Here is a 21,285-nt window from a genome sequence, read left to right as displayed (position 1 = left end):
TGCAGCATGGACGACACCACGCCCGACGACCTGCGCCAGCTCGTGCTGGCCGACATGGCCCGGCATTTTCCCGGCCGCGACGCAGCGAAGACGCGCATCTTCGCGGACACCTCGAACTTCTACGACATCAACGCTGGCGACGTGGTTGTGCTCGGCGAGGGCGAACACCGCCTGCTCATGGGCAACAACACCCGCGAGGGCCGCTTCGGCCTGGACGACGAGGTCAAGTACTGGGTCAAGCGGGCCACGGACCTGGTCACGGGCGAGCGCCGCATCGTCAAGCTGGCCTTTTACGAGACCTTCGACGCCACCGTGGGCGGCATCAAGTTCGAGTGCTTCCGCAGCCCCGGCAAGGAGGCCCGCATCCTTGATCTCGTGCGCGACCATCCCAACTTCATGCACGGCATCTCCCTGCCAGATACGGCGGGCAACGTGGTCAGAATCCTCGAAATAGTGCCCGGCAAGGCCCTGCCCGACCGGGTGCTGGACCTGGACTGCGACCACGAGACCTATTTCCACGACCATTTTCCGGCCTTTTTCGACGGTTTCGTCGAGGCCACGCGGGCCATGGCGCTGCTGCACGAGCACAAAGAGAAGCACGGCGACGTGCGCCGCGACCACATCTTCGTGGATTCAGTCACGGGCCGCTTCCGCTGGATCGACTTCGACTACAACTTCATGCACGGTGAAAACATCTACAGCCTGGACGTCTTCGGTCTGGGCAACACCCTGATCTTCCTGGCTGGCAAGGGCGACGTCATCGTCTCCCGCCTCAAGCGGGACGATCCCGAGGCCTTCGAGCGGCTGTACTGGGAGGACATCTCCCTGGTCTGGCAAAACAGGGTGGCCAATCTGGTCAAGGTCTTCCCCTACATCCCGGATTCGCTGAGCCGCATCCTGGACCAGTTCTCCAACCGCGCCACGCTGACTTACGAACACGCCGGGCAGATGCTCGACGATCTCGAAGCGGCGCGCGCGGACCTTGGGAGGTGACGCATGCGTACGACCTACGAGACCTTCAACCGGCACGTCCTGTGCGCCCTGGACGGCTCGGACAACTCGCGCCGGGCCGTGGGCCACGTGGCGGGCGTGCTCTTTGGCTGCCGCGACTTCACAATCACCCTTTTGCACGTCATCGCGGAGCCCGATCCAGACTACTTCGGCGGCCAGCCAGCCAAGCGCCTGGGCTGGATGGCCGAGCAGCGCAAGGAGGCCCAGACATACCTCGACGAATACCGGGACTTCCTGGTGGAGACCGGCCATCCGGCCGAAAACGTCACCGTGCTGGTCAAGGAGATGGACTGCCCGTCCATCTCGGCCTGCATCCTGGCCGAGCGCGAGCGCCTGGGCGCGAGCATCCTGGTGCTCGGCCGCCAGGGCAAGAACGCGCGCGAGGAGCTTCTTTTGGGCAGCGTGTCCAAGCGGGTGGTCCACCATGCCAAGGATTGTGCTGTCTGGGTCGTAACCTGAGTGGGCAGGCCGCTGAAAAGACGCCGTCTGCTGCGTTGCCGCGAAAGCGCCGACCCCTCGCGTATATCATTATACGCGTCGGGCCCGGCGCTTTCTTGCGTCTTGCATCCAACGCCTTTTGAGCGGCCTGCTGGGTGGGATTCTGTTTCAGGAGGCTGAAAAAAACGTCTCCACTGCGTGCGGCAAAGGGTGTTTTTCGAAACAGTCTGGGCCTGTCAAAAAAATGCTGTCAACGACTGCGCTGCAGACTGTTCAAAAAGCACCAGATGCAAGGCGCAAGAGAAATTCAGGCCCGACGCGTATTGCCAATACGCGAGGGACTGAATTTTTCGCGGCAACGCAGCAGATGGTGATTTTTCAACAGTCTGCTAGGGTTCGGCCAGTGAACCTTCCAACTCACGGTTCAGCCGTTCGAGGAGCTTGGTGGAGGCCTTGAGCAATTCCTCCAGGTTCTTCAGGGCGCTCTCCCGCGCCTGCCTGCCGATCCGCTCGGCGTCGCCCTTGGCCTCGGCCGTGAAGCCCTCCAGGGCCTTGCGCAGCAGCCCGGCCAACTCGGCCATCTGTTCGCGCAGCGCCTCCACCTCGGCCGCGATGCGCGCCTCGGAGCGGGCGGAGCGCTCGTCCAGCCCGGCCAGTTGCGCGGCCATGGTCTCCTGCGCGGCCCGAAGCTCCTCGATCTCGCGCTCCACGTCCTGATCCTGCCTGTGCGCCGCGCAACCCAAAAGCGCGAACGCAAGCAGCGTCGAAAGGATGGTTCTCGCCAGCATGCGGTTTGTCCCCTGCCGTTTGGCTGTCGTCGTTGCGGCGTCGCGCGCCCCATGGCGCACGGACCGTGGATACCCCATAGCACGGCTTTGACGTCGGCGCGAGACACCATAATGGCGACGATGGGCTTGCTGCCTTTTTTCGGCAGCCTGTACGTCGCCAATTTTATCCTCCCGTCCTGCTGCGCGGCCAACATTGCCTCGCCTCTAGAGAATGCATTGCACCATATGCCCTGCTGCCGTATGGTCGATTGAATCGCCACGCCCGACCACGCGCGCAGACGTCCGAGGCCAGACCGCAAACCGCCCCAGACCAGGGAGAACACGCATGGCCCGCATCCTCGTGGTAGACGACGACCCCTACGTCCGCTCGATCTGCCAACGCAACTTGACCCGGAAGGGCCACGAAGTCATCGAGGCCCAGGACTGCCGCGACGCCCTGGAGGCGGTGCGCGGCAACCCTCCCGACATCGTGCTCCTGGACTACATGCTACCCGGACAAAGCGGCCTGGAGTGCTTCGCGGCCATGCGAGCGACCCTCGGCGACGCCTGCCCCCCGACGGTGATGATCACCGGCCAGGGCAGCACGCATCTGGCCGTGGAGTTCATGAAAGTCGGAGGCGCCGATTTCGTGGAGAAACCGGTCACGGATTTCGACATCCTGCACCTGCGCATCGAGCGCGCCATGGCCACGCGGCGCATCGAGGACAGCAGCCGCGCGGAGGCCGTGCGGCGCGAGGCCGCCGAGGAGTCGGACCGACTCAAGGACGTCTTCCTTTCGTTCATGGCCCGCGAACTCGGCGACCCCATGCAGGCCGCCGTGAATGGGGCGACCCGGCTGGCCGAGGCGGCGCGACGCGGCGTCCCGCCCGATCCCGACGCCGTGGGCAGCCTGTGCGTGCGTATCATGGACGTGGCCAAGGTGGTGGACGACCTGATAGAACTCGCCGCCCAGGATGGTCTGCCGCCCCTGCCGCTCTTTCGGGTCAACCTGCGCGAGGCGCTGGCCGCCGTGCGTCCCGAAGCCGAAGCCAAGGCCCTGGCCAAGGGCCTGGAGCTTCGCTGGCTCGTACCCGACCTTCTGCCCGAGGTCATGGCCGAGCCCATGAAACTGGCCGACATCCTGCGCAAGCTCGTGGACAACGCGGTGGCCTTCACTCCTTCGGGGCTGGTGGAGGTCCGCGCGGCCAGCGAAGAGGGGGAGGTCGTGGTCTCGGTGCGCGACCAGGGGCCGGGCATCGACCCCAGGGACCAAGAGCGCGTTTTTGGCCGCTTCGAAAAGCTCTCCCCGGCGGACGCGACGCCCGGCGCGGGCGTGGGGTTGTTCATCGCCCGCAGCTTGGCCGCCCGCATGAACGCCCGGCTGAGCCTGGAGTCCTCGCCCGGCCGGGGCAGCGTCTTCTTCCTCGGCCTTCGCGCCGCGTCCGGCCAGACCGCCGCCGACTCCGATACGGCGCGATGAGCGCCCTGCGGTTGGCCGTGTCCTGACCAAGGCCCGGCCAAGGCTTGGCTGACGCACCGTTTCCCTGTAGGAGCCTTGGGCATGCAGAAAAAGCCGTACGCCTTCACCTACTCCATCTGGTGGAACCTGCTGCTGATGGTCGTGGGGGCCAGCCTTTGGGCCTGGGCCTTCAAGGCCATCGTCATCCCGCACCAATTCTTCTCCGGAGGCGTGGCGGGCCTTTCACTGCTCGTCTCCTACTGGCTCGGCATCTTTCCGGTCAGCGTGTGGCTTTTGATCATCAACGCCCCGATCTTCGTCATGGCCTGGCTCATGGTCAGCCGCCGCTTCTTCCTCTACAGCCTCTTCGGCATGCTCTGCCTCTCGCTGCTCATCGAGATCATGCCCTGGACCGTGGCCGTAGAGAACAAGGGGCTGGCCGTGCTCGCGGCGGGCTCCATCATGGGCGCGGGCACGGGCATCGCCCTGCGCTCGCTGGGCAGCCTCGGCGGCACGGACATCCTGGCCATCATCCTCTCCCAGCGCTACAACGTCCGCCCCGGCCAGACCAATTTCGCTTTCAACTTCACGGTCTTCTGCCTGGGCCTGGCCCTCTTCAGCCTGGACGAGGTGCTCTATTCCCTGGCCATGGTCTTCGTGGCAGCCTGGGTCATGGAATACTTCCTGGGCATGTTCAACCAACGCAGGCTCGTGCTCATCATCTCGGACAAGCCCGAGGATATCGCGCGCCGCATCCTGAACGAGATGCGCCGGGGCTGCACATTCCTGCACGGTCGGGGAGCTTACACCGGCAAGGAGCGCGAAGTGGTCATGACCGTGGTCAACAACGTCCAGGTCAAACGCCTCGAAGAGTTGGTTTTCACCACGGACCCGAACGCCTTCACCATCGTGGAGAGCACCCTGAACGTCCTCGACCAGGGTTTCTCCGAGCGCAAGAAATACTAGCCATGGCGACCATACTACGTATCCCGGCCTTGACGGCGTACGCCGCGTCCGGCCGCGACACCTTCTGGAGATCCGCCCCGTGAGCGCCCAGCACGCCGGCCGGGGTCTCGTCGTCCTGCTCACGGACTTCGGCCTGGCCGACCAGTATGTGGGCCAGATGAAGGGGGCGCTCGCGCGCGTCTCGCCGGACCTCTGCGTAATCGACCTGAGCCACGAGGTCGCGCCCTACAACATCGTGCAGGGAGCATACTTCCTGGCCGCAAGCTGGCGGCATTTCCCGGAGCGCAGCGTGTTTATGGGTATCGTGGACCCAGGCGTGGGCACGCCGCGCCGCGCCGTGGCCGTGCGCGCGGAAAAGCGCTGGTTCGTGGGGCCGGACAACGGCCTGTTGACCCTCGTTCTGGCCCACGACGCGCCGGACACCGAGGCATATCTCATCACCGGCAAGGCCCAGGGCTCCTCACAGACCTTCCACGGCCGCGACGTTTTCGCCCCGGTGGCCGCGCGTCTCGCCCTGGGCGAGGCTCCCGAAACCCTGGCCGACCACATACGCCACGAGGGGCTTTTGCGCGCCCAATGGTCCGTTCCGCGCGAGGCCCCCGGCGGCATCGTGGCCCACGTGCTGCACGCCGACCGTTTCGGCAATTGCACCCTGAACCTGGACATCGATACATGGTGGCCCAAGCTTCGCGGCCGCGACGGTCTGGCCCTGGCCCATCCGCGCCACGAACCCTTGATCGCCTGCGAAACCTACGGCGTTCTGCCGGGGGGATGCGTCGGCCTTCTGCCAGGCAGCCAAGGCTTTCTGGAACTGGCCGTCAACCGCGGCTCGGCCAGGGCCCGGCTGGGGCTTTCCCCTGGCAGCCTCGCGCGTATCGTCCAGGCCGAGTCCCAAGGCCTGCCTACGGCCCGAAAAATTCCTGGAGACACGATATGATAGCCCTCAAAGCCGCGATTTTCTGGTGCCTGCTCTTCGTCCTGGCCGTCCTCAACGGCGTGGCCAGGCAGATGGTGACCGCCGAGATGTTCGGCGAGGCCACGGCCCTTTTGGCCCACACAGTCTTCCTGGCCGCGCTCTTTTTCGTGCTTGCACGCGGCTTCACCCGCATGCTGGGTCTGGCCGACTTCGGCTCGCGCCTGGCGCTCGGTCTTTGCCTGTGCGTGGCCACGGTGCTGGCCGAATTCGCCCTGGGGCGCGCCCTGGGCATGACCTGGGAGCAACTCATGGCCGATTGGAACCTGAGCGAGGGCAGGCTCTGGCCGCTCGTGCCCCTGGCGCTGCTCTTCGGCCCGCTCTTCGCCGGGCCCGTGGCCGCGCCCGCCAAACCCGCCGCGCGCCGCGCGCCACGCAAGAAGAAGGCCTCGGGCCGCAAATGAGCCTTGTCCGCGACCTGCGCGTCGCCCTGTCCTTCCTCTCGCGTCTGAGCCCGGCCCGGACCGAGACGCCCGAGGTCATGGCCAGGAGCCTTCGCGCCTATCCCCTGGCCGGGTTGGTCATCGGCCTTGCGGCCACAGTCCCGGTCTGGCTCGGACTGTTGCACGGCCGCCCCCTGCCGCAGGGGATCGCGGTCGTGATCCTCTCCGCCGTGCTCACGCGCGGGCTGCACTGGGACGGATTGATGGACCTCGCCGACGCCTGGGGCTCGGGCGCACGCGGCGAGCGCTTTTTCGCGATCATGAAGGACAGCCGGGTCGGGGCCTTCGGGGTTCTTGGCTGCGTGGCCGCCTTTGCCACCCAGAGCGCTCTTCTGGCCGAGGTGCTGGCGGAAAACGCCTTCGGGGTCGCGGTCTTCGGCTTCGTGCTCGGCCGTTTCGCGGCCGTGGCCCTGGCCTGGCGGGGAAAAGCCCTGGCGCGGCCGGGACTGGGCGCGCTGGCTTTGTCAGGCGCGACCCCTGGGGCGCTGTGGTTTGCGGGGCTTTGCACCCTGGCTGCCGGGCTCGTCCTTTGCCCCGCGCCCGCGCTGTTCGCCGGGATCGCGCTTGCGGCCGTCTGCACGGCCGGGCTTTACGCCCTGGCGCGCGTTCAAGGCGCGCTGAACGGGGATTTCCTGGGCGCGGCCATCATCCTTTCGGAAACCGCGCTCTGGCTCGGCTACTGCCTCACAACCTGATCACAGCCGCGCGCGCAAGGCCTTCAGGCTCTTGCGCAAAAGGTCCGCAAGCGCTCCGGTCTCGCCTGCGGCGGGAACGTTCCCGGCCCGCGCCGCGCACTCCAACTCGCAGCACCGCCGCCACAAGGCACGCGCCCCGACAACGGCCGCCCCACCGGCCAGAAGATGCAGGGATGTGGCGGCCCCCCGTCCGAGGCCGCTGCCGAACCGGGAGACATGCCCGCCAAGTGCGCGCGCGCGTCGCTCTCGAAGGCGTCGAGCAATTCCGCGAAGGACTCCCGCCCATAATGGAGGTGATCGGCCACGAGCCGCTCATCCAGGAACTCCTGGCCCTGGCCGTTCTCGTCCTGCGCCTCCACGTCGCCCTCTGTCACGCTTTGCCCGGCGAAAAGATCGCGCATGACAGCCAAAAGCCGTTCCATGCGCAGCGGCTTGGCCAGGCAGGCGTTCACCCCGGCGGCCAGAAATCGCTGCCGGTCCTCGCTCGCCGCGTAGGCGGTCAGCCCGATGATCGGCACCTGGGCCATGGAGCGCACCGCGCCGCCACGGATGGCCCGGGTGGCCGTGATACCGTCCATGACCGGCATCTGCATGTCCAAAAGGACCATGTCCACGCCGCCCTGGCGCAACTTTTCAAGCGCCGCGAGACCGTTTCCAGCCTCAATCACGCCGTGGCCGTGGCGTTGCAGCAACTGGCAGGTGAAACGGCGATTGACCCAGTCGTCGTCCACCACGAGCACTGTCATGGACGGCATGTCGGCCGGAAAAGGGCCGATTGACGAACCGTTCTCCACGGCGCTGACGCCCTCCACCGGCACGGCGAAGCAGAATATCGACCCCTGCCCCGGTTCGCTCTCAAGCCAGATATCCCCGCCGAGCATGGCCGTGAGCCGCTTGCAGATGGCAAGCCCGAGTCCAGTGCCCGCGTGCCTTTTGCGCAGGCCCGAATCCACTTGGCGAAAGCTCTCGAAGACGGCGTCCTGCTTGTCCTTGGGAATGCCGATGCCCGAGTCGGCCACGGCGAAGAGCAGCCGCGCCGCGCTGCCATCCCGCTCCTGGACTTTGGCAATGACCTCCACGAATCCCTCGTCCGTGAACTTGATGGCGTTGCCCACCAGATTCAGCAGTATCTGGCGCACCTTGCCACCGTCGCCCACGACCTCGCGGGGCAACCGGGGGTCGATGCTCAGGCGAAGCTCCACGTCCTTCTCGTCGGCCAGCACCCGCTGCTCGGCACACAACCCCGAGACAAGCGCGACCGGATCGAACCGTTCCAGCTCGAGGACTACGTTTCCGGCTTCGATCTTTGAGAAGTCGAGAATCTCGTTGATGATGCCAAGCAGGGTGGAGCCGGAATTCTTGAGCAGCGTGGCCCGCTCGCGCTGGGCTGCGGAAAGGTCGTCGAGCAGCATGAGATCGGCTAGGCCGAGCACGGCGTTGAGCGGGTTCCTGATCTCGTGGCTCATGTTCGCCAAAAACTCGTCCTTGGCGCGGCTTGCGGCCTCGGCCTGCTCTTTGGCGGCAAGCAGAGTCGCCTCCATGACTTTTTTTTCCGTCACGTCGCGGCCCACGCCGATGATCGCACTTACCTGGCCCGACTCGTCGAGCACGGCCGTGTCCGTCCAGGAGAACCAACGCCAGCCATCGACCGTGTTGCAGCGCTGCTCCATGACGGCGGAATGTGGCGGTTCGTATAGAGCCTCCATGGCAGCCAGCGTTTCCGGAAGGTCTTCGGGGTGCACCTGCGGCATGAAGGTGCCTTGCAGCAACTCCTCTTCGCTCTTGCCGAAGGCACGGCAGTACGACGGACTGACGTAGAGAAAGCGGCCTTTTGTATCCACCTTGACCACGAGGTCGGTCTGGTTCTCGACCAGCAGGCGGTACTTGGCCTCCTCGCGGGCCAGGGCTTCCTGGGCCTCCTTGCGCTTGCCGATGTCGCGCGCCACGACCAGCACGCCCTTGAGCCTGCCCTGTTCGTCGCGAAGCGGGGTGGTCACGCACTCGGTCCAGACCGTGCTCCCCGCCTTGGTTCTAAAGAGCATCTCGTTGCGCTGCGATCCAACAAGAGGCGTGCCCGCGCGCTCCATGGCCATGCGGCGGCCGAAACCCTCCCTGGCGACCTGAAGGGCCTGATCGGTCATGAAGTCCTCGAAGCGCATGGCCAGGAGCGTTTCCGGCGGCCAACCCATCAGCCGCTCCACCGACGGGCTGGCATAAGTCAGCCGCATATCGAGGTCGAAGATGGCTATGGCGTCCTCGGAGTTGGCCGCCAACAGACGATAGCGCTGCTCGGACTCACGCAGCGCGGCCTCGGCCTCGCGCTGGCGGGTGATGTCCACCACCGTGCCCACCACAGCCGTCACATGACCGAAGTCGTCGAAGAAATACGTGGCGTGGTCGCTGCACCAGCGCCAGCGCCCTTGGGAGTCGCGCACCCGGTATTCGTGCGCCACAGGCACGCGGCCGGGCCCCTTGGGGGCGACCTGCTCCACGGCCTGCATCAGGCCCGCAAAGTCCTGGGGATGAAAGAGTTCGACCACTTCCTCCATGCGCATGCGCAAAAAGCGCTCGCGGGAGATGCCCGTCAATTCCGTGATCGAGGGGCTGACGTAATCGTAGCGGTCCTGGGCCACGTTCAGGCGGTAGTGCACGGTCGACGAGTGGGTGAGCATCTCGTGGAAATGCTCGCTCACCGCCCGCGCCTCGGCCCCGACCTCGACCAGCGCGGCCAGATCGTCGAGCGCGGCCGCCGCTTCCCCATGCACGGGGCCGAGAAGCTCCCGCAGCCGGTCGAGCGTCTTGCGTGCGTCGCTGTTCGTGCCTGATTGCTCCATGAATATTCCCTGCACGACTTCCTACACGGCAAGCGTCGCCCCGGCAACGGTCTTCCGCGGCGCTCTCGGCATGGTTGTTGCTAAACCGAGACCCAGCGAGGAAGGCACGACGATGACGCCGTTTCGGTTCAAGCTCGAAAAGGTCCTGGATTTCCGCAGGCAGGCCGAGGACCAGGCCAAGATGGCCCTGGCCTCTGCCAGGCGCAGACTGACTGAGAGCCGCGAGCGTCTGGCCGCGCTCGAACGCGAGCGCGACGAGCGGGAAGCGGCCTATGCCCGGCTTGGCGACATGAACGCAGCCGACCTGTGGCTGTGGCAACGCTACCGCGAACGGCTGGCGCTTGACATCGGCCAGGCCGTGGCCAGAATCAGACTTGACGAAACGGACGTCGAACGAGCCCGGCTCGACCTCGTGGCCCGGGCGACGGACCGAAAACTCCTGGAAAAACTCAAGCAACAACAGGCGGCACGCCATGTCAGGGATGCCCATGCACAGGAACAGAAGGACTACGACGAACTCAGCACCATCCGCCATGGCCGCGAAGCCGTCTAGGCATCCGGCCCCGGCCGCGACGCGCATCTCACGGCTTCTGAAGGCCGTGGCCGCGCTGGCCGTGGTCAAGACGACCGTTCTCGTCGCCCTGCTCGCGGGCTTCGATCCCCTGGCCCTGCCACAGGCGGGCTTTCAGAGCGTGGCCCGGGTGGCTGGCGTGAGCGGCCAGAATACCGACATTTCGGGCGAGGCCATGGCGGCGGCCCCGGCCCAGGCCCAGCAACCCGCCCAGGCCCAGCAACCCGCCCAGGAACAACAGGCCACGGCTCAAACGCCGCCGCCGAGTTGGGACATCCTGATGCGCAAGCAAGAGGAGTTGAACCGACGCGAGCAGTCACTGAACATCCTCGAAGCCGAAGTCAACGCCAAGCTCGAACAACTCGCGACACTTGAGAAGAACCTGCAACAGATGCTCGAAGAAGCCAGGGCCATGCGCGACGAAAAATTCCGCCACCTAGTGGACGTGTACGCGAACATGAAGGCCAAGAACGCGGCCGAGACCCTGGACAAGCTCGATGAGCAAACCGCCGTCAAGATTCTGGCGGGCATGCGCGGTCGTCAGGCCGGCGAAATCCTGAATTTTGTGCCCGCGGCCAAGGCCGCGCGTCTCTCCCAGGCCCTGACGCGCATGCAAATGCCCTTCGGCAGCTAGCAGGCCGTTCCAAAGGCACCGTCTGCGGCGTTTGCGGGGCTTTCCGCCCGGCCCGCTTTGGTCTATTGCTTGCCCCATGCCGCGCATCAAGCTGACCCTGGCCTATGTGGGCACGTCCCTCGCGGGCTGGCAGAGCCAGCCCGGCGGAAACACCGTGCAGGACCGGCTTGAAGCCGCGCTCTCGAAGATCGCGGACGAGCCGGTGCGCTGCCACGGCGCGGGCCGCACCGACGCGGGGGTGCACGCCATCGGGCAGACGGCCCATGCCGACGTGCCCGAGCGGCGGCGCGGCATCGACTGGCGCAAGGCGCTCAACGCCCTCCTCCCGCCGACCATCAACGTCCTCGACGTGCGCGAGGCCCCGGAGCGCTTCCACGCCCAACTGTGCGCCCTGAACAAGACTTATTCCTACACCTTGTGGCCCGAGCGCGCCTTCTGCCTGCCGCAGCGCAGCCCTTTCGTCTGGAAATGCGGGCCGCTCGACATCGACGCGCTGCGCGAAGCCGCAGCGCTCGTCACCGGCCGTCACGACTTCGCGGCTTTCATGAACCAGGGCACGCCCGTGAAAAACACCATGCGCCACCTCATGCGTCTGGAGGTGGTGGAATTGCCGCCCGTCGCTCCCAACGTGCCGGGCGAGATCGTGCTCTCCTTCACGGCCGACGGCTTCCTCAAGCAGATGGTGCGCAACCTCGTCGGCTGCCTGGTGCAGACCGCCAAGGGTAAACTTTCCCTGGCCGACGTCCGATCCGTACTGAAAGCGCGAAATCGCGAGCAGGCGCCCGAGACCGCGCCGCCGCAAGGGCTTTGCCTGATGCGCGTGGACTACGGGGAGGACGGCTTTGGTCATCATCGACGGCACCCGGCTGGCCCTGCCCCGGACGACGGCTGACGAGCCCCCTGGCACGCCCAGCATCCGCTCCCCAGGCGAGCGGTTCGGCTTCGACCCCGGTCAGGGCCGGGGCGAGGCGGCGCGGCTGGCCCGTCTTCGCTCCCTCCTCGTCTCGGGCCTGGTCTCGCGCCTGAACGCCTTCGCCGAAACCCTGAACAATTTCCAGTTGTCCGAAAGCGCCGTCAGGACGGGCCTGGCCGTGGAACTCGACCCCGCGCTTACGGGGCGGGTGAGGGGCGAGATCAGGAGCGGCGGCGAGGCCAGGGACTACTACCGCGCCTTCTCGCGCGGCCTCGACCCCCTTGCCCGCTACGCCGGAAGGCCGGGCACGCACGTCGTGACCCTGCATGCGGGCTGCCGGTCCGAGAAGCTCGAAATCGTCGTGGAGCAGGGCGCGGCCAACCGCGACGTGCTCGACGCCCTGGCCCGGGCCGTGAACGAAAGCTCCCTGCCCGTGCAGGCCGAACTCATCCGCCAGTCCTCGCCGGGACAGAAGGTCGAGGGTCTCGTGACCACGGGCCTGACTCTGGCCCTGGCCGCGAACGGAGCCTACAACGACTTGGAGGTGCGCCTCGACGACTCGCCGGGCCGTCTGCTGCGCCCCCTCGATCTGCGCGCAACGGATCAGCCCGTCGCGGCCCCCGTGGCGCGGCGCTACGACCTCGCGCAGCCGCGCCCGGCGATTCCCACGACCTACAGCGGCCGGGGACTGGACCCGAATGCCCCGGCCGGACTGCCCGCAGGGCTCTATACCCTGCGCGCGGAGCTTGGCGGCCGCACCGCCGACGTTTCCGTGAACGTGGGCGCGGCCGACACCGTGGGCGACGTGGCCAAACGGGTCGCCGCGCGCCTCGATTCCTCGGCCGATTTCCTGCGCGCCGCGACCCGCGTCGTGAACGAGCCCTTCTACGACCCGCGCCTTGCGGGCGGCATGACCAGCGTGGCCCGGCTCGTGACCGAGGTGACGGCCAAGGACGCCAAGCCCGGCGACCGGCTGCGCCTGAGCGAGGATGTCGCGGCCTCGCCCGACGGTGCGTCGAGCCTTCTGGCCCGGCTCGGGCTGAACGTCACTGCGACGCCGGGCGCGGACGCGGAACTCGGCGTGAACGGCAGGCAACGGGTGCGAAACCCCGGCCTCTTCCTGGAGGATAAGGGACGGCTGGCCATCGAAACCGTGGAGCAGTTCGGCGGGCGCGGGGCGCTTCGCACCACGCCGCTGGAGGATTTCGCCGCGCGCCGCATGGCCGAGGCGGCCCTGGCCTACAACGACCTGAACTCCTTTTTGCGCGTCGAGGCGGACCTGTGGAAGCCCGCTTTGGCCGCGTCCTTCGAGGAGCCGCTGCGTGAAAACGAGACCGGGCTTGCGGGCATGGGCCTGCGCCTTTCGCGGCGCGGCGATCTGGTCATCGACGACGAAGCCTTTGAGCGCGCCCTGCGCGAGAACCCCGAGCGCGGCCGCAAACTCCTGGCGGAGGAGGATTCGGGCCTCGTGACCCGGTGGCGTTCGCGTCTCGACAAGGCGCTTACCGGCGATCCCGGCCGGTTCCTCGTCGATCCCCTGCCCGCGCGCCTCGCCTCCCGCGCATCCGCCCTGGACAACGACCTGCGAAGCTGCCTGTGGGACGCCCTGGGCTGAACGGCCCATATCCCACCGCCCCTTTACACCCGCGCGCCCATCTCCTATTGCTCTGCGTGAACAACGAGAAGGAAGCCATGCGCACCATCACCGATCCCGCAGAATTCCAGAGTCTTTGCCTGGACTGGCGCGCCAAGGGCGTGCGTCTGGGTTTCGTGCCCACCATGGGCTACTTCCACGACGGGCACCTGAGCCTCATGGACGCGGCCCGCGCCGAAACGGACAGACTGGCCGTTTCCATATTCGTCAACCCTACGCAATTCGGGCCGAGCGAAGATCTGGCCGCCTACCCCCGCGACATGGAGCGCGACACGGCCCTGGCCCGCGAGCGCGGGGCGGACGTGCTCTTCACTCCCTCACCCGAGGCCATGTACCAGGGCCCCGAGGTCTGGGTGGACGTGCCCGAGGTCTCCAGGCACCTGTGCGGCGCGAGCAGACCCGGCCATTTCCGAGGCGTGGCCACGGTGGTCGCCAAGCTCCTGCTCCTGGCCATGCCGCATCTGGCCGTGTTCGGCGAAAAGGACCGCCAGCAACTCGCCGTGATCCGGACCATGGCGCGTCAGCTCTTCATCCCCACAATCATCAAGGGGCACTCCATCGTGCGCGAGGCCGACGGCCTTGCCATGAGTTCGCGAAACGTTTATCTCTCCGCTGACGAACGCGCCATGGCGCCCATGATCCACCGGGGCCTTACGGCCCTGCGCGACGATCTGGCGGCTGGCGAACGCGACGTGAAAACCCTTCTCGCACGCCTTCGCGAGCGCTACGGCCGGACACTTCCCTTGGGCGAGGTGGATTACGTCGAGATCGTGCATCCCGAAACCATGACGCCGCTTTCCATGGTCACCGGCCCTGCCGTGGCCGCGGTGGCCGTGCGCCTGGGCAGAGCCCGGCTGATCGACAACATCGAGTTGACGCCGTCATAGTCAAAACGAACCGACGCGAGTTGAAAAGCGACACCGTGCCCGACACCATCAACCATTTCCGCGCGCAACGCGCGCACGCCTGAAACGGCCATACGACATGCCCCAACGCTGCTTTCTCCGCTCCAAACTGCACCTAGCCACGCTCACCGGCTGCGAGGCCGACTACCAGGGTTCCATCTCCATCGATCCCGCGCTTCTGGCCGCCGTGGACATCCTGCCCAACGAACAGGTGGAAGTGTACAACCGCGACAACGGGAACCGGCTCACCACCTACGCCATCCCGGGCGAGCCCGGCCAAGTGCGCCTGAACGGCGCGGCCGCGCTCCTGGCCGAGCCGGGACAACGAGTCATCATCTGCAGCTACGTCTGGCTCTCCGAGGACGAGATCGCATCCCACGCCCCGCGCGTGGCCATCCTCGGCCCCGATAACGTCATCCTCCAGGTCGGCTGACCCGGAGCCCATATCGCGCCATCCCAAGGAGGCTTTTTCATGATCCAATGCAAGGGTAAGTACCTGTTCACATCCGAGTCCGTCACCGAGGGCCACCCGGACAAAGTGGCCGACGCCATCTCCGACAACATCCTCGACGCCATCATGGCTCAGGACCCCGATTGCCGCGTGGCCTGCGAGACGCTCGTGACCACCGGCCTCGCGGTCATCGCGGGCGAGATCACCACCAGCGCCTACGCCCATTTCCCGGATATCGTGCGTTCGACCATCAAGGAGATCGGCTACAACTCCTCGGACATGGGCTTCGACTGGGAGACCTGCGGCGTCATGTCCTCCATCGACAAGCAGTCGCCCGACATCGCCCAGGGCGTGAACCGCACCAAGCCCGAGGAGCAGGGCGCGGGCGACCAGGGCATGATGTTCGGCTTCGCCACCAGGGAGACCGAGACGCTCATGCCCTCGGCCATCTACTGGGCCCACAAGCTTTCCCGCCGCCTGACCTTCGTGCGCAAGGAAGGCATCCTCGACTTCCTCCGGCCCGACGGCAAGACCCAGGTGGCCATCGAGTACATCGACGGCAAGCCCGTGCGCATCGACAACGTGGTCGTCTCCTCGCAGCACAGCCCCAAGTTGGACTACCAGGATCTGTGCGACGCCATCAAAAAGGAAGTCATCCTCGAAACCCTGCCCGCCGATCTGCTGGACAAGGACACCAAGATCTACATCAACACCACGGGACGTTTCGTCATCGGCGGCCCCATGGGCGACTGCGGCCTCACGGGCCGCAAGATCATTCAGGACACCTACGGCGGCGCAGGCGCGCACGGCGGTGGCGCGTTCTCGGGCAAGGATCCCTCCAAGGTGGATCGCTCCGGCGCGTACATGGCCCGCTACGTGGCCAAGAACATCGTGGCCGCCGGGCTGGCCGAGAAGTGCGAGGTCCAGATCGCGTACTGCATCGGCGTGGCCGAGCCCGTCTCCGTGTTGGCCACCTCCTACGGCACCGGCCCGGTCTGCGACGAAACCCTGACCCGTGCCGTGCGCGAAGTCTTCGACCTGCGCCCCTACTTCATCAGCAAGCGGCTCGACCTGCGCCGCCCCATCTTCGGCAAGACCACCAACTACGGCCACTTCGGCCGCGAGCTTCCCGAGTTCACCTGGGAAAAGACCGACGCTGCGGACGACCTGCGCACGGCCTGCAAGATCTAAATTCCCCGCCGTCATGACGCGAAAAGCGGGAGCCCCGACCGGGACTCCCGCTTTTTCTGCTCCAAACTCCCGTCCGGGCCGACGGCACTACTTCTTTTTCATGACGTGGCAGGCGGCCACGCGAAAATCCTTGCCCGGCTCCACGACGCACAGTTCCATCTCGTCGCCGTGCATGGTCGCGAAAAAGGTGCTGTCCTCGTCAGCCATGAGCAGCATGCCGTCCCGGCGCACCACGCCGACCAGTTCCTCGCACTTTCTGGCGCTGCACCATTCGCCGTGAAAGCCGGACCCTTCCTGGCTGGAGACTTTCAGGACCCAGGACAGGTCTCCGGCGTTGAAATGCTTTCCGGCAGGGCGGGTGCCGTGCTGCGGAGCACCGGAGAGCGCCCCGGAACCCTTGCCCGGCTGCGATACCCATTCGCCGACGAGATCGGCGGAAAAGGCGGGAACGGCTGAGAACATCGTGACCAACAACGCACCGGCGAAAAGAAGACCCTTCATCACACGCCTCCAGACAAGTTACGGGTTCACACCAACCTCAAAGCCGTTTGACATTCCCAAGAGACGCGCGCATCCGCAACGTGCCGTGCGGACCAAGACACGCCCCACCCCGAAAACCGAAAAAACCATCTACAGAAACGGCCCCGAGATCACACGGGGCGGCTATCTTCCCTATCCGTGTTTCATATCCACGTCCATGTGCGCGGGGTACGCCGCTGACCGCAAAACGCCGCCATCTTCCCCTGCTACATGAATATTTTACGCGAAAAACCGCGAAAGGCTCCTTGACCGACGCCCTTGCCTGTGGAATGTCATGAAGTTGTGTTCATTCCTGGGTATGAAATCCAGGAGCCGCGCTCTTGCAATATCCGGAATTCCAGCTAGTTGTGCCGTGTCCGGCGTGGGATGGCCAAAGGCGGAATCCGGGGCGGACGAGTCGCAGCGCGAGGGGGGAAACAGCTTGAGAACGGAATGGTATCAGATTGCGCCGCAGTTCGAGATCCTGGTCTGGATCCTCGGGATCATCCTGCTGCTTTTCGTCCTGTACATGATCGCCCGCATGATCCTGGGCCGCCGCGGAACCGATGACGACCCCTTGGTGGTCAGCGATCCGAAGGCGATACGCGAAATCCTCGATCAAGCCGCCGACCGCCAAAGCCGCTTCGAAATCCGCATCCAGCACGGCATGCTCATCGACAAACTGCTCTCCTCGCAGGTAGTCGCGGTGAATCGCACACGGCTGACCATCGAACTGCCCGCCAACATCCGCCCCGGCAAGGCCCTCGTGGGTCTCGGAGTGGAGGCCTATGTCACGGGTTCAGGCACACAGGGAAAGACGTTCTACAGCTTTCCCGCCACCATCCTTTCGGTCGAAAAGACCGAACACAAGGCCGCACGGCTGGACCTCTCCATGCCCTCGCTCCTGCAACGCTTCTCGCGCCGCTCGGCCCTGCGCACCGAAGTGCCGGACGGATTCTTCGTGGGGCTCATGGTCTGGGTGCCCGAGGACTCCACCCTGCCCGAGAGCTTCACGCCAGAGGCGCTCGGCACCCCGGCCCAGGCCTGGCGGGCCGAGGACGCCCTGCCCGGCAAGCCTCCAGTCAGATTGCTCGACCTCTCGGGCAACGGGCTTCGCCTCGGTGGCCTCTCCATTCCAACGGCCGGGCGGGATCTGGTGGCTGAAAAGCAGATGCTCATCGTGCACCTGGATCTGAAAGACCCCTCGGGCGGCGAGCCGACCTCGCACTGGCTGACCTGCGAGGTACGCAACGAGAACCGCCTGCAGCAGGGCCTTCTGGACGTGGGACTGCGCATCGTGGCCTACGGCGAGGAAGAAATCGACGGGTTCCAATGGCGCAGGCTTCCCACAGGCGAGGAAGTGCCAGTGCTCGGCGAATGGGTCTTCCGCTACCACCTCATCGCCCACCGCCAAGCCAAGGCCGAGGAACAGAAACGGGAAACCTAGCGCTCGCAGGCCGTTCCCGATAGCGCCATCCTCGTGATTCCCCGTCCGGTTTCGCGCCGCCACGTTTCCGCCCGGCGCGGGGACGTGATTTTTTTGCGCCTCGACGCGGCCGTGCGTTCATTGTGCTGCCGCGTTTCCCCCGATTTTCTCACGAAATTGCCGTCTTACGGGGATCGTTCTCGCAACCCAGGAACACGCCGTCGATTCAATGGCATATTGATTGTTTGCACGGACAGCGTTAGAGCACGGCGAGACTTTTCCTGATCAAGCCAAGGAGATTGCCATGATCGTCGGAGTGCCCAGGGAGATCAAGAGTTGGGAGAACCGCGTGGCCATGACGCCCGGCGGCGTCGAGGCGCTGACCCGGCGCGGCCACACCGTGCTGGTCGAGCGGGGCGCGGGCCTCGGCTCGGGCCTGACGGACGAGGAATACGAGGCCGCGGGAGCGACCCTGACCGACGCCGCAGGCGCCTGGGGCGCGCAGCTCGTCATCAAGGTCAAGGAACCGCTGCCCGAGGAGTACAAATACCTGCGCGAAGACCTGCTGCTCTTCACCTACCTGCACCTCGCGGCCGCCCGCGACCTGACCGACGCCATGCTCGCGAGCAAGGTCACGGGCGTGGCCTACGAGACCGTGCAACTGCCCGACGGCAGCCTGCCGCTGCTCTCGCCCATGAGCGAGGTGGCCGGCCGCCTCGCGCCGCAGGTCGGTGCGCACCATCTGGAAAAGCGCCAGGGTGGGCGCGGCATGCTGCTTGGCGGCGTGCCCGGCGTGCCCCCGGCCGAGGTCGTCATCCTGGGCGGCGGCGTGGTGGGCATCAACTCCATCAAGATCGCCGTGGGCCTGGGCGCGCGAGTCACAGTCCTGGACATCAACCACGCGCGCATGCAGTACCTCGACGACGTCTTCGGCGGCCGCATCGTGACCATGAACTCGACCGAGGCCAACGTGCGCGAGATGGTCATGAAGGCCGACCTCGTCATCGGCGCGGTGCTCATCCCCGGCGCCAAGGCCCCGCACCTGGTGACGCGCGGCATGATCGCCCAGATGAAGGAAGGTTCGGTCGTCGTGGACGTGGCCGTGGACCAGGGTGGCTGCGTGGAAACCATCTACGCCACCACCCACGACAAGCCGACCTACGTCATCGACGGCGTGGTGCACTACGGTGTGGCCAACATGCCCGGCGCGGTGCCCCGCACCTCGACCTTCGCCCTGGTCAACCAGACCCTGCCCTACGCGCTCAAGCTCGCGGACAAGGGGCTGGACGCGCTGCGCGAGAGCGCGCCGCTGCGCCTGGGCCTGAACACCTTCGGCGGAACGCTGACCTGCCAGGCCGTGGCCGAGGCATTCGATCTGCCCTGCTGCGATGCGGCCGAGGCGCTGGCCTAGCAGGCCGTCCCTAAGGCATCGTCTGCTGCGTTACCGCGAAAGCGCCGGATCCTCGTGTATCAGAAATACACGGCGGGCCCGGCGCTTTCTTGCGCCTTGCGTCCAACGCCTTTTGAACGGCCTGCGCAAGGACACCTACTTACGAGAAAGCCGTCCCTAAGCCGCCGTCTGTTGCGCTGCCGCGCCTACCAGCATTCTTCGCGCCCGGTTCCGGGACTGTTTCTCGAGGCCGGAGCCGCTCCCCCCACCCCTCTGTTTTCAAAATTGAGAAATAGAGCAGAAAAACATGGTCTTCCAATGACAAATTTTGCAGAATGGTAAATCTTTCGCAAAGGTAACATCCGCCCCGATGTCCTGTGCCCTCTTGCTTTCGATTTTCAAGCCAAATCATTCCAGGGCATTAGATCAAAGACCAGCAGCTCCCGCCCTGCCCGTCGGAGCGAGGCACGCTCCTTGCTTCTCCACCGGCCGGAGAACTCATGAAATCACAGGTCGGCGCTCTCGAACTCAATGTCCTGCGCGAGATATCCCAGATCATCGGACAGGCCCACGACCTGAACGGCACTCTGGAGCGCGTGCTGCTCATCCTCTCCGATACGCTTTCCATGAAGCGGGCCACCGTGACCCTGCTCGACGACTCCGGCCAGCTCGCCATCCGCGCCTCGCACGGCCTCTCCAAGGAGGAGCGCGAGCGCGGCGTCTATCGCATGAACGAGGGTGTCACCGGCCACATCTTCCAGACCGGCAAGCCCTTCATCGTGCCCGACGTGGCCAAGGAGCCGCTGTTCCTGGACAAAACCAGGTCCAGGGGGCTTGAGCGCGGCCGCATCTCCTTCATCGGCGTGCCCATCCTGGTGGGGCAACAGCCCGTGGGCGTGCTCAACGTGGATCGCCTCTTCGAGGACGAGGTGCACTTCGAGGAGGACGTGAGCTTCCTGTGCGTGGTGGCCACCCTGTTCGGCCAGTTCATCCAGCTCAACCGCCATTTCCAGGAGCGCGAGCTGACGCTCAGGAAGGAAATCTCACAGCTTCGCTCCAAGCTTTCCAGCAGCTACCAGCGCTTTTTCATCGTGGGCAAGAGCCAGCCCATGGAGCGTGTGCGCCAGATGATCGAGAAGGTCGCGCCCACGCGGGCCACGGTGCTCCTGCTCGGCGAGTCGGGCACCGGCAAGACGCTGACCGCGCGAATCATCCACGAACTCTCCGAGCGCCACGCCCAGCCCTTCATCAAGGTCAACTGTGCGGCCCTGCCCGAGACGCTGCTCGAATCCGAGTTGTTCGGCCACGAGAAGGGGGCCTTCACCGGCGCGGTCGCGCCCAAGGCGGGCCGCTTCGAGGAGGCCGACGGCGGCACGATCTTTCTCGACGAGATCGGCGAACTCACCCTGGCTGTGCAGTCCAAGCTGTTGCGCGTCATCCAGGAGAAGGAATTCGAACGCCTGGGATCGGCCAAGACCCGCAAGGTGGACGTGCGCATCATCACCGCGACCAACAAGGATCTGGCCGAGGAAGTACGGAGGGGGCGCTTCCGCGAGGATCTGTTCTACCGCCTGAACGTCTTCCCCATCCGTGTTCCGGCCCTGCGCGAGCGGCCCGACGACATCCCCGCGCTTTTGAACCACTTCCTGGACACCATGGAGAAGGAGTATTCGCGGCGGCTGGTCTTCACGCCGCAGGCTTTGGAGGCGCTGATGCGCCACGACTGGCCGGGCAACGTGCGCGAGATGGAGAACCTGGTGGAGCGCCTCGCGATCATGGTCGAGGGCGAGACCATCGACGTGAGCGACGTGCCGCTGCTCGCGCAGGGCAGCGCGGCCCGGGCGGACGAGGGCGAGGAGCATGCCTCGCTTTTGGACATCGAGAAGCGCGAGGTGGTCTCGGCCCTGGAGCGGCACCGCTTCATCCAGTCGCGCGCGGCGCGCGAGCTTGGCATCACCCTGCGCCAGATGGGCTACCGCATCAAGAAATTCAACCTTGAATCCATGGTCCAGGAGCGCCGCAGCCGCCTGCGGGGGAAGTGAGCC

The 21,285-nt window shown here is 65.9% G+C and carries 20 protein-coding genes; 17 read left to right on the top strand and 3 right to left on the bottom strand.

Going from position 1 to position 21,285, the window contains the following annotated elements:
• The first annotated feature begins 6 nt into the window (after positions 1–6).
• Both DSAT_RS08085 and DSAT_RS08080 read left to right on the top strand, forming a co-directional pair.
• On the top strand, positions 7–993 hold the full coding sequence (locus tag DSAT_RS08085; protein ID WP_020887003.1) for a protein kinase family protein: 987 nt from the start codon (positions 7–9) through the stop codon (positions 991–993).
• Between the two features lie 3 nt (positions 994–996).
• Positions 997–1,470 (top strand): universal stress protein, encoded by a 474-nt coding sequence (locus DSAT_RS08080; protein WP_020887002.1) that lies wholly within the window; start codon positions 997–999, stop codon positions 1,468–1,470.
• A gap of 368 nt (positions 1,471–1,838) precedes the next feature.
• Here DSAT_RS08080 and DSAT_RS08075 read toward each other — a convergent pair whose 3' ends face one another.
• Complete coding sequence (locus DSAT_RS08075; RefSeq protein ID WP_020887001.1) at positions 1,839–2,237, bottom strand: hypothetical protein; 399 nt, start codon at positions 2,235–2,237, stop codon at positions 1,839–1,841.
• A 325-nt stretch (positions 2,238–2,562) separates the two neighbouring features.
• Here DSAT_RS08075 and DSAT_RS08070 point away from each other — a divergent pair, with 325 nt between their 5' ends.
• From DSAT_RS08070 to DSAT_RS08050, 5 genes are all read left to right on the top strand, one after another.
• On the top strand, positions 2,563–3,696 hold the full coding sequence (locus tag DSAT_RS08070) for a hybrid sensor histidine kinase/response regulator (protein WP_020887000.1): 1,134 nt from the start codon (positions 2,563–2,565) through the stop codon (positions 3,694–3,696).
• An 81-nt stretch (positions 3,697–3,777) separates the two neighbouring features.
• A complete protein-coding gene (locus DSAT_RS08065; protein WP_020886999.1) occupies positions 3,778–4,641 on the top strand; it encodes a YitT family protein in 864 nt (287 codons plus the stop codon).
• 79 nt (positions 4,642–4,720) lie between these two features.
• Entirely contained in the window at positions 4,721–5,578 is an 858-nt protein-coding gene (locus DSAT_RS08060; protein ID WP_020886998.1) for an SAM hydrolase/SAM-dependent halogenase family protein, read from the top strand.
• Positions 5,575–6,018, top strand: a complete 444-nt coding sequence (locus DSAT_RS08055; protein WP_020886997.1) for a hypothetical protein — start codon at positions 5,575–5,577, stop codon at positions 6,016–6,018. Before DSAT_RS08060 ends, DSAT_RS08055 begins: the two co-directional genes overlap by 4 nt.
• The gene (locus DSAT_RS08050) at positions 6,015–6,752 is read left to right on the top strand and encodes an adenosylcobinamide-GDP ribazoletransferase (protein WP_020886996.1); all 738 of its coding nucleotides are present in this window, start codon (positions 6,015–6,017) and stop codon (positions 6,750–6,752) included. The genes DSAT_RS08055 and DSAT_RS08050 overlap by 4 nt, the downstream gene beginning before the upstream one ends.
• A gap of 23 nt (positions 6,753–6,775) precedes the next feature.
• Here the strand turns inward: DSAT_RS08050 and DSAT_RS14850 are convergent, their stop codons facing one another.
• On the bottom strand, positions 6,776–9,586 hold the full coding sequence (locus DSAT_RS14850) for a PAS domain-containing sensor histidine kinase (protein WP_020886995.1): 2,811 nt from the start codon (positions 9,584–9,586) through the stop codon (positions 6,776–6,778).
• 112 nt (positions 9,587–9,698) lie between these two features.
• On the opposite strand from DSAT_RS14850, the gene fliJ reads away from it, so the two are divergent.
• From fliJ to metK, 7 genes are all read left to right on the top strand, one after another.
• Positions 9,699–10,139 (top strand): flagellar export protein FliJ, encoded by a 441-nt coding sequence (gene fliJ / locus DSAT_RS08040; protein ID WP_020886994.1) that lies wholly within the window; start codon positions 9,699–9,701, stop codon positions 10,137–10,139.
• Entirely contained in the window at positions 10,120–10,791 is a 672-nt protein-coding gene (locus tag DSAT_RS08035) for a MotE family protein (RefSeq protein ID WP_020886993.1), read from the top strand. Before fliJ ends, DSAT_RS08035 begins: the two co-directional genes overlap by 20 nt.
• A gap of 76 nt (positions 10,792–10,867) precedes the next feature.
• Complete coding sequence (truA, locus tag DSAT_RS08030; RefSeq protein WP_020886992.1) at positions 10,868–11,683, top strand: tRNA pseudouridine(38-40) synthase TruA; 816 nt, start codon at positions 10,868–10,870, stop codon at positions 11,681–11,683.
• Positions 11,634–13,319 carry a hypothetical protein gene (locus tag DSAT_RS08025; RefSeq protein WP_020886991.1) on the top strand — a complete coding sequence of 562 codons (1,686 nt, stop codon included), beginning with the start codon at positions 11,634–11,636 and terminating at the stop codon, positions 13,317–13,319. The genes truA and DSAT_RS08025 overlap by 50 nt, the downstream gene beginning before the upstream one ends.
• A 77-nt stretch (positions 13,320–13,396) precedes the next feature.
• Positions 13,397–14,245 (top strand): pantoate--beta-alanine ligase, encoded by an 849-nt coding sequence (gene panC / locus DSAT_RS08020; RefSeq protein ID WP_020886990.1) that lies wholly within the window; start codon positions 13,397–13,399, stop codon positions 14,243–14,245.
• Between the two features lie 97 nt (positions 14,246–14,342).
• Positions 14,343–14,696, top strand: a complete 354-nt coding sequence (gene panD, locus DSAT_RS08015) for an aspartate 1-decarboxylase (RefSeq protein WP_020886989.1) — start codon at positions 14,343–14,345, stop codon at positions 14,694–14,696.
• Between the two features lie 39 nt (positions 14,697–14,735).
• A complete protein-coding gene (gene metK / locus DSAT_RS08010) occupies positions 14,736–15,905 on the top strand; it encodes a methionine adenosyltransferase (protein WP_020886988.1) in 1,170 nt (389 codons plus the stop codon).
• Positions 15,906–15,992: 87 nt separating this feature from the next.
• Here the strand turns inward: metK and DSAT_RS08005 are convergent, their stop codons facing one another.
• Positions 15,993–16,406, bottom strand: a complete 414-nt coding sequence (locus tag DSAT_RS08005; RefSeq protein WP_020886987.1) for a hypothetical protein — start codon at positions 16,404–16,406, stop codon at positions 15,993–15,995.
• A 460-nt stretch (positions 16,407–16,866) separates the two neighbouring features.
• Here DSAT_RS08005 and DSAT_RS08000 point away from each other — a divergent pair, with 460 nt between their 5' ends.
• From DSAT_RS08000 to nifA, 3 genes are all read left to right on the top strand, one after another.
• Positions 16,867–17,871, top strand: a complete 1,005-nt coding sequence (locus DSAT_RS08000) for a PilZ domain-containing protein (protein ID WP_161656097.1) — start codon at positions 16,867–16,869, stop codon at positions 17,869–17,871.
• 283 nt (positions 17,872–18,154) lie between these two features.
• Entirely contained in the window at positions 18,155–19,261 is a 1,107-nt protein-coding gene (ald, locus tag DSAT_RS07995; RefSeq protein WP_020886985.1) for an alanine dehydrogenase, read from the top strand.
• 479 nt (positions 19,262–19,740) lie between these two features.
• Positions 19,741–21,282: a nif-specific transcriptional activator NifA gene (nifA, locus tag DSAT_RS07990; RefSeq protein ID WP_020886984.1), complete on the top strand. Its 1,542-nt coding sequence runs from the start codon at positions 19,741–19,743 to the stop codon at positions 21,280–21,282.
• Positions 21,283–21,285: the final 3 nt, after the last annotated feature.

Origin of the sequence: Alkalidesulfovibrio alkalitolerans DSM 16529 (genome assembly GCF_000422245.1) — a bacterium.
GTDB classification, from domain to species: Bacteria; Desulfobacterota; Desulfovibrionia; order Desulfovibrionales; family Desulfovibrionaceae; genus Alkalidesulfovibrio; species Alkalidesulfovibrio alkalitolerans.
Note: the sequence above shows the minus strand (reverse complement) of the source record. Positions and strands in the feature narration are given on the sequence as shown.

Bases quoted from the DNA above. Each gene is read 5' to 3' on its own strand.
- fliJ (WP_020886994.1), top strand. From the start codon at position 9,699: ATGACGCCGTTTCGGTTCAAGCTCGAAAAGGTCCTGGATTTCCGCAGG.
- panC (WP_020886990.1), top strand. From the start codon at position 13,397: ATGCGCACCATCACCGATCCCGCAGAATTCCAGAGTCTTTGCCTGGAC.
- truA (WP_020886992.1), top strand. From the start codon at position 10,868: ATGCCGCGCATCAAGCTGACCCTGGCCTATGTGGGCACGTCCCTCGCG.
- DSAT_RS08035 (WP_020886993.1), top strand. From the start codon at position 10,120: ATGGCCGCGAAGCCGTCTAGGCATCCGGCCCCGGCCGCGACGCGCATC.
- DSAT_RS08080 (WP_020887002.1), top strand. From the start codon at position 997: ATGCGTACGACCTACGAGACCTTCAACCGGCACGTCCTGTGCGCCCTG.
- DSAT_RS08050 (WP_020886996.1), top strand. From the start codon at position 6,015: ATGAGCCTTGTCCGCGACCTGCGCGTCGCCCTGTCCTTCCTCTCGCGT.
- DSAT_RS08055 (WP_020886997.1), top strand. From the start codon at position 5,575: ATGATAGCCCTCAAAGCCGCGATTTTCTGGTGCCTGCTCTTCGTCCTG.
- DSAT_RS08065 (WP_020886999.1), top strand. From the start codon at position 3,778: ATGCAGAAAAAGCCGTACGCCTTCACCTACTCCATCTGGTGGAACCTG.
- panD (WP_020886989.1), top strand. From the start codon at position 14,343: ATGCCCCAACGCTGCTTTCTCCGCTCCAAACTGCACCTAGCCACGCTC.
- DSAT_RS14850 (WP_020886995.1), bottom strand. From the start codon at position 9,586: ATGGAGCAATCAGGCACGAACAGCGACGCACGCAAGACGCTCGACCGG.
- metK (WP_020886988.1), top strand. From the start codon at position 14,736: ATGATCCAATGCAAGGGTAAGTACCTGTTCACATCCGAGTCCGTCACC.
- DSAT_RS08075 (WP_020887001.1), bottom strand. From the start codon at position 2,237: ATGCTGGCGAGAACCATCCTTTCGACGCTGCTTGCGTTCGCGCTTTTG.
- DSAT_RS08005 (WP_020886987.1), bottom strand. From the start codon at position 16,406: ATGAAGGGTCTTCTTTTCGCCGGTGCGTTGTTGGTCACGATGTTCTCA.
- ald (WP_020886985.1), top strand. From the start codon at position 18,155: ATGATCGTCGGAGTGCCCAGGGAGATCAAGAGTTGGGAGAACCGCGTG.
- DSAT_RS08070 (WP_020887000.1), top strand. From the start codon at position 2,563: ATGGCCCGCATCCTCGTGGTAGACGACGACCCCTACGTCCGCTCGATC.
- nifA (WP_020886984.1), top strand. From the start codon at position 19,741: ATGAAATCACAGGTCGGCGCTCTCGAACTCAATGTCCTGCGCGAGATA.
- DSAT_RS08085 (WP_020887003.1), top strand. From the start codon at position 7: ATGGACGACACCACGCCCGACGACCTGCGCCAGCTCGTGCTGGCCGAC.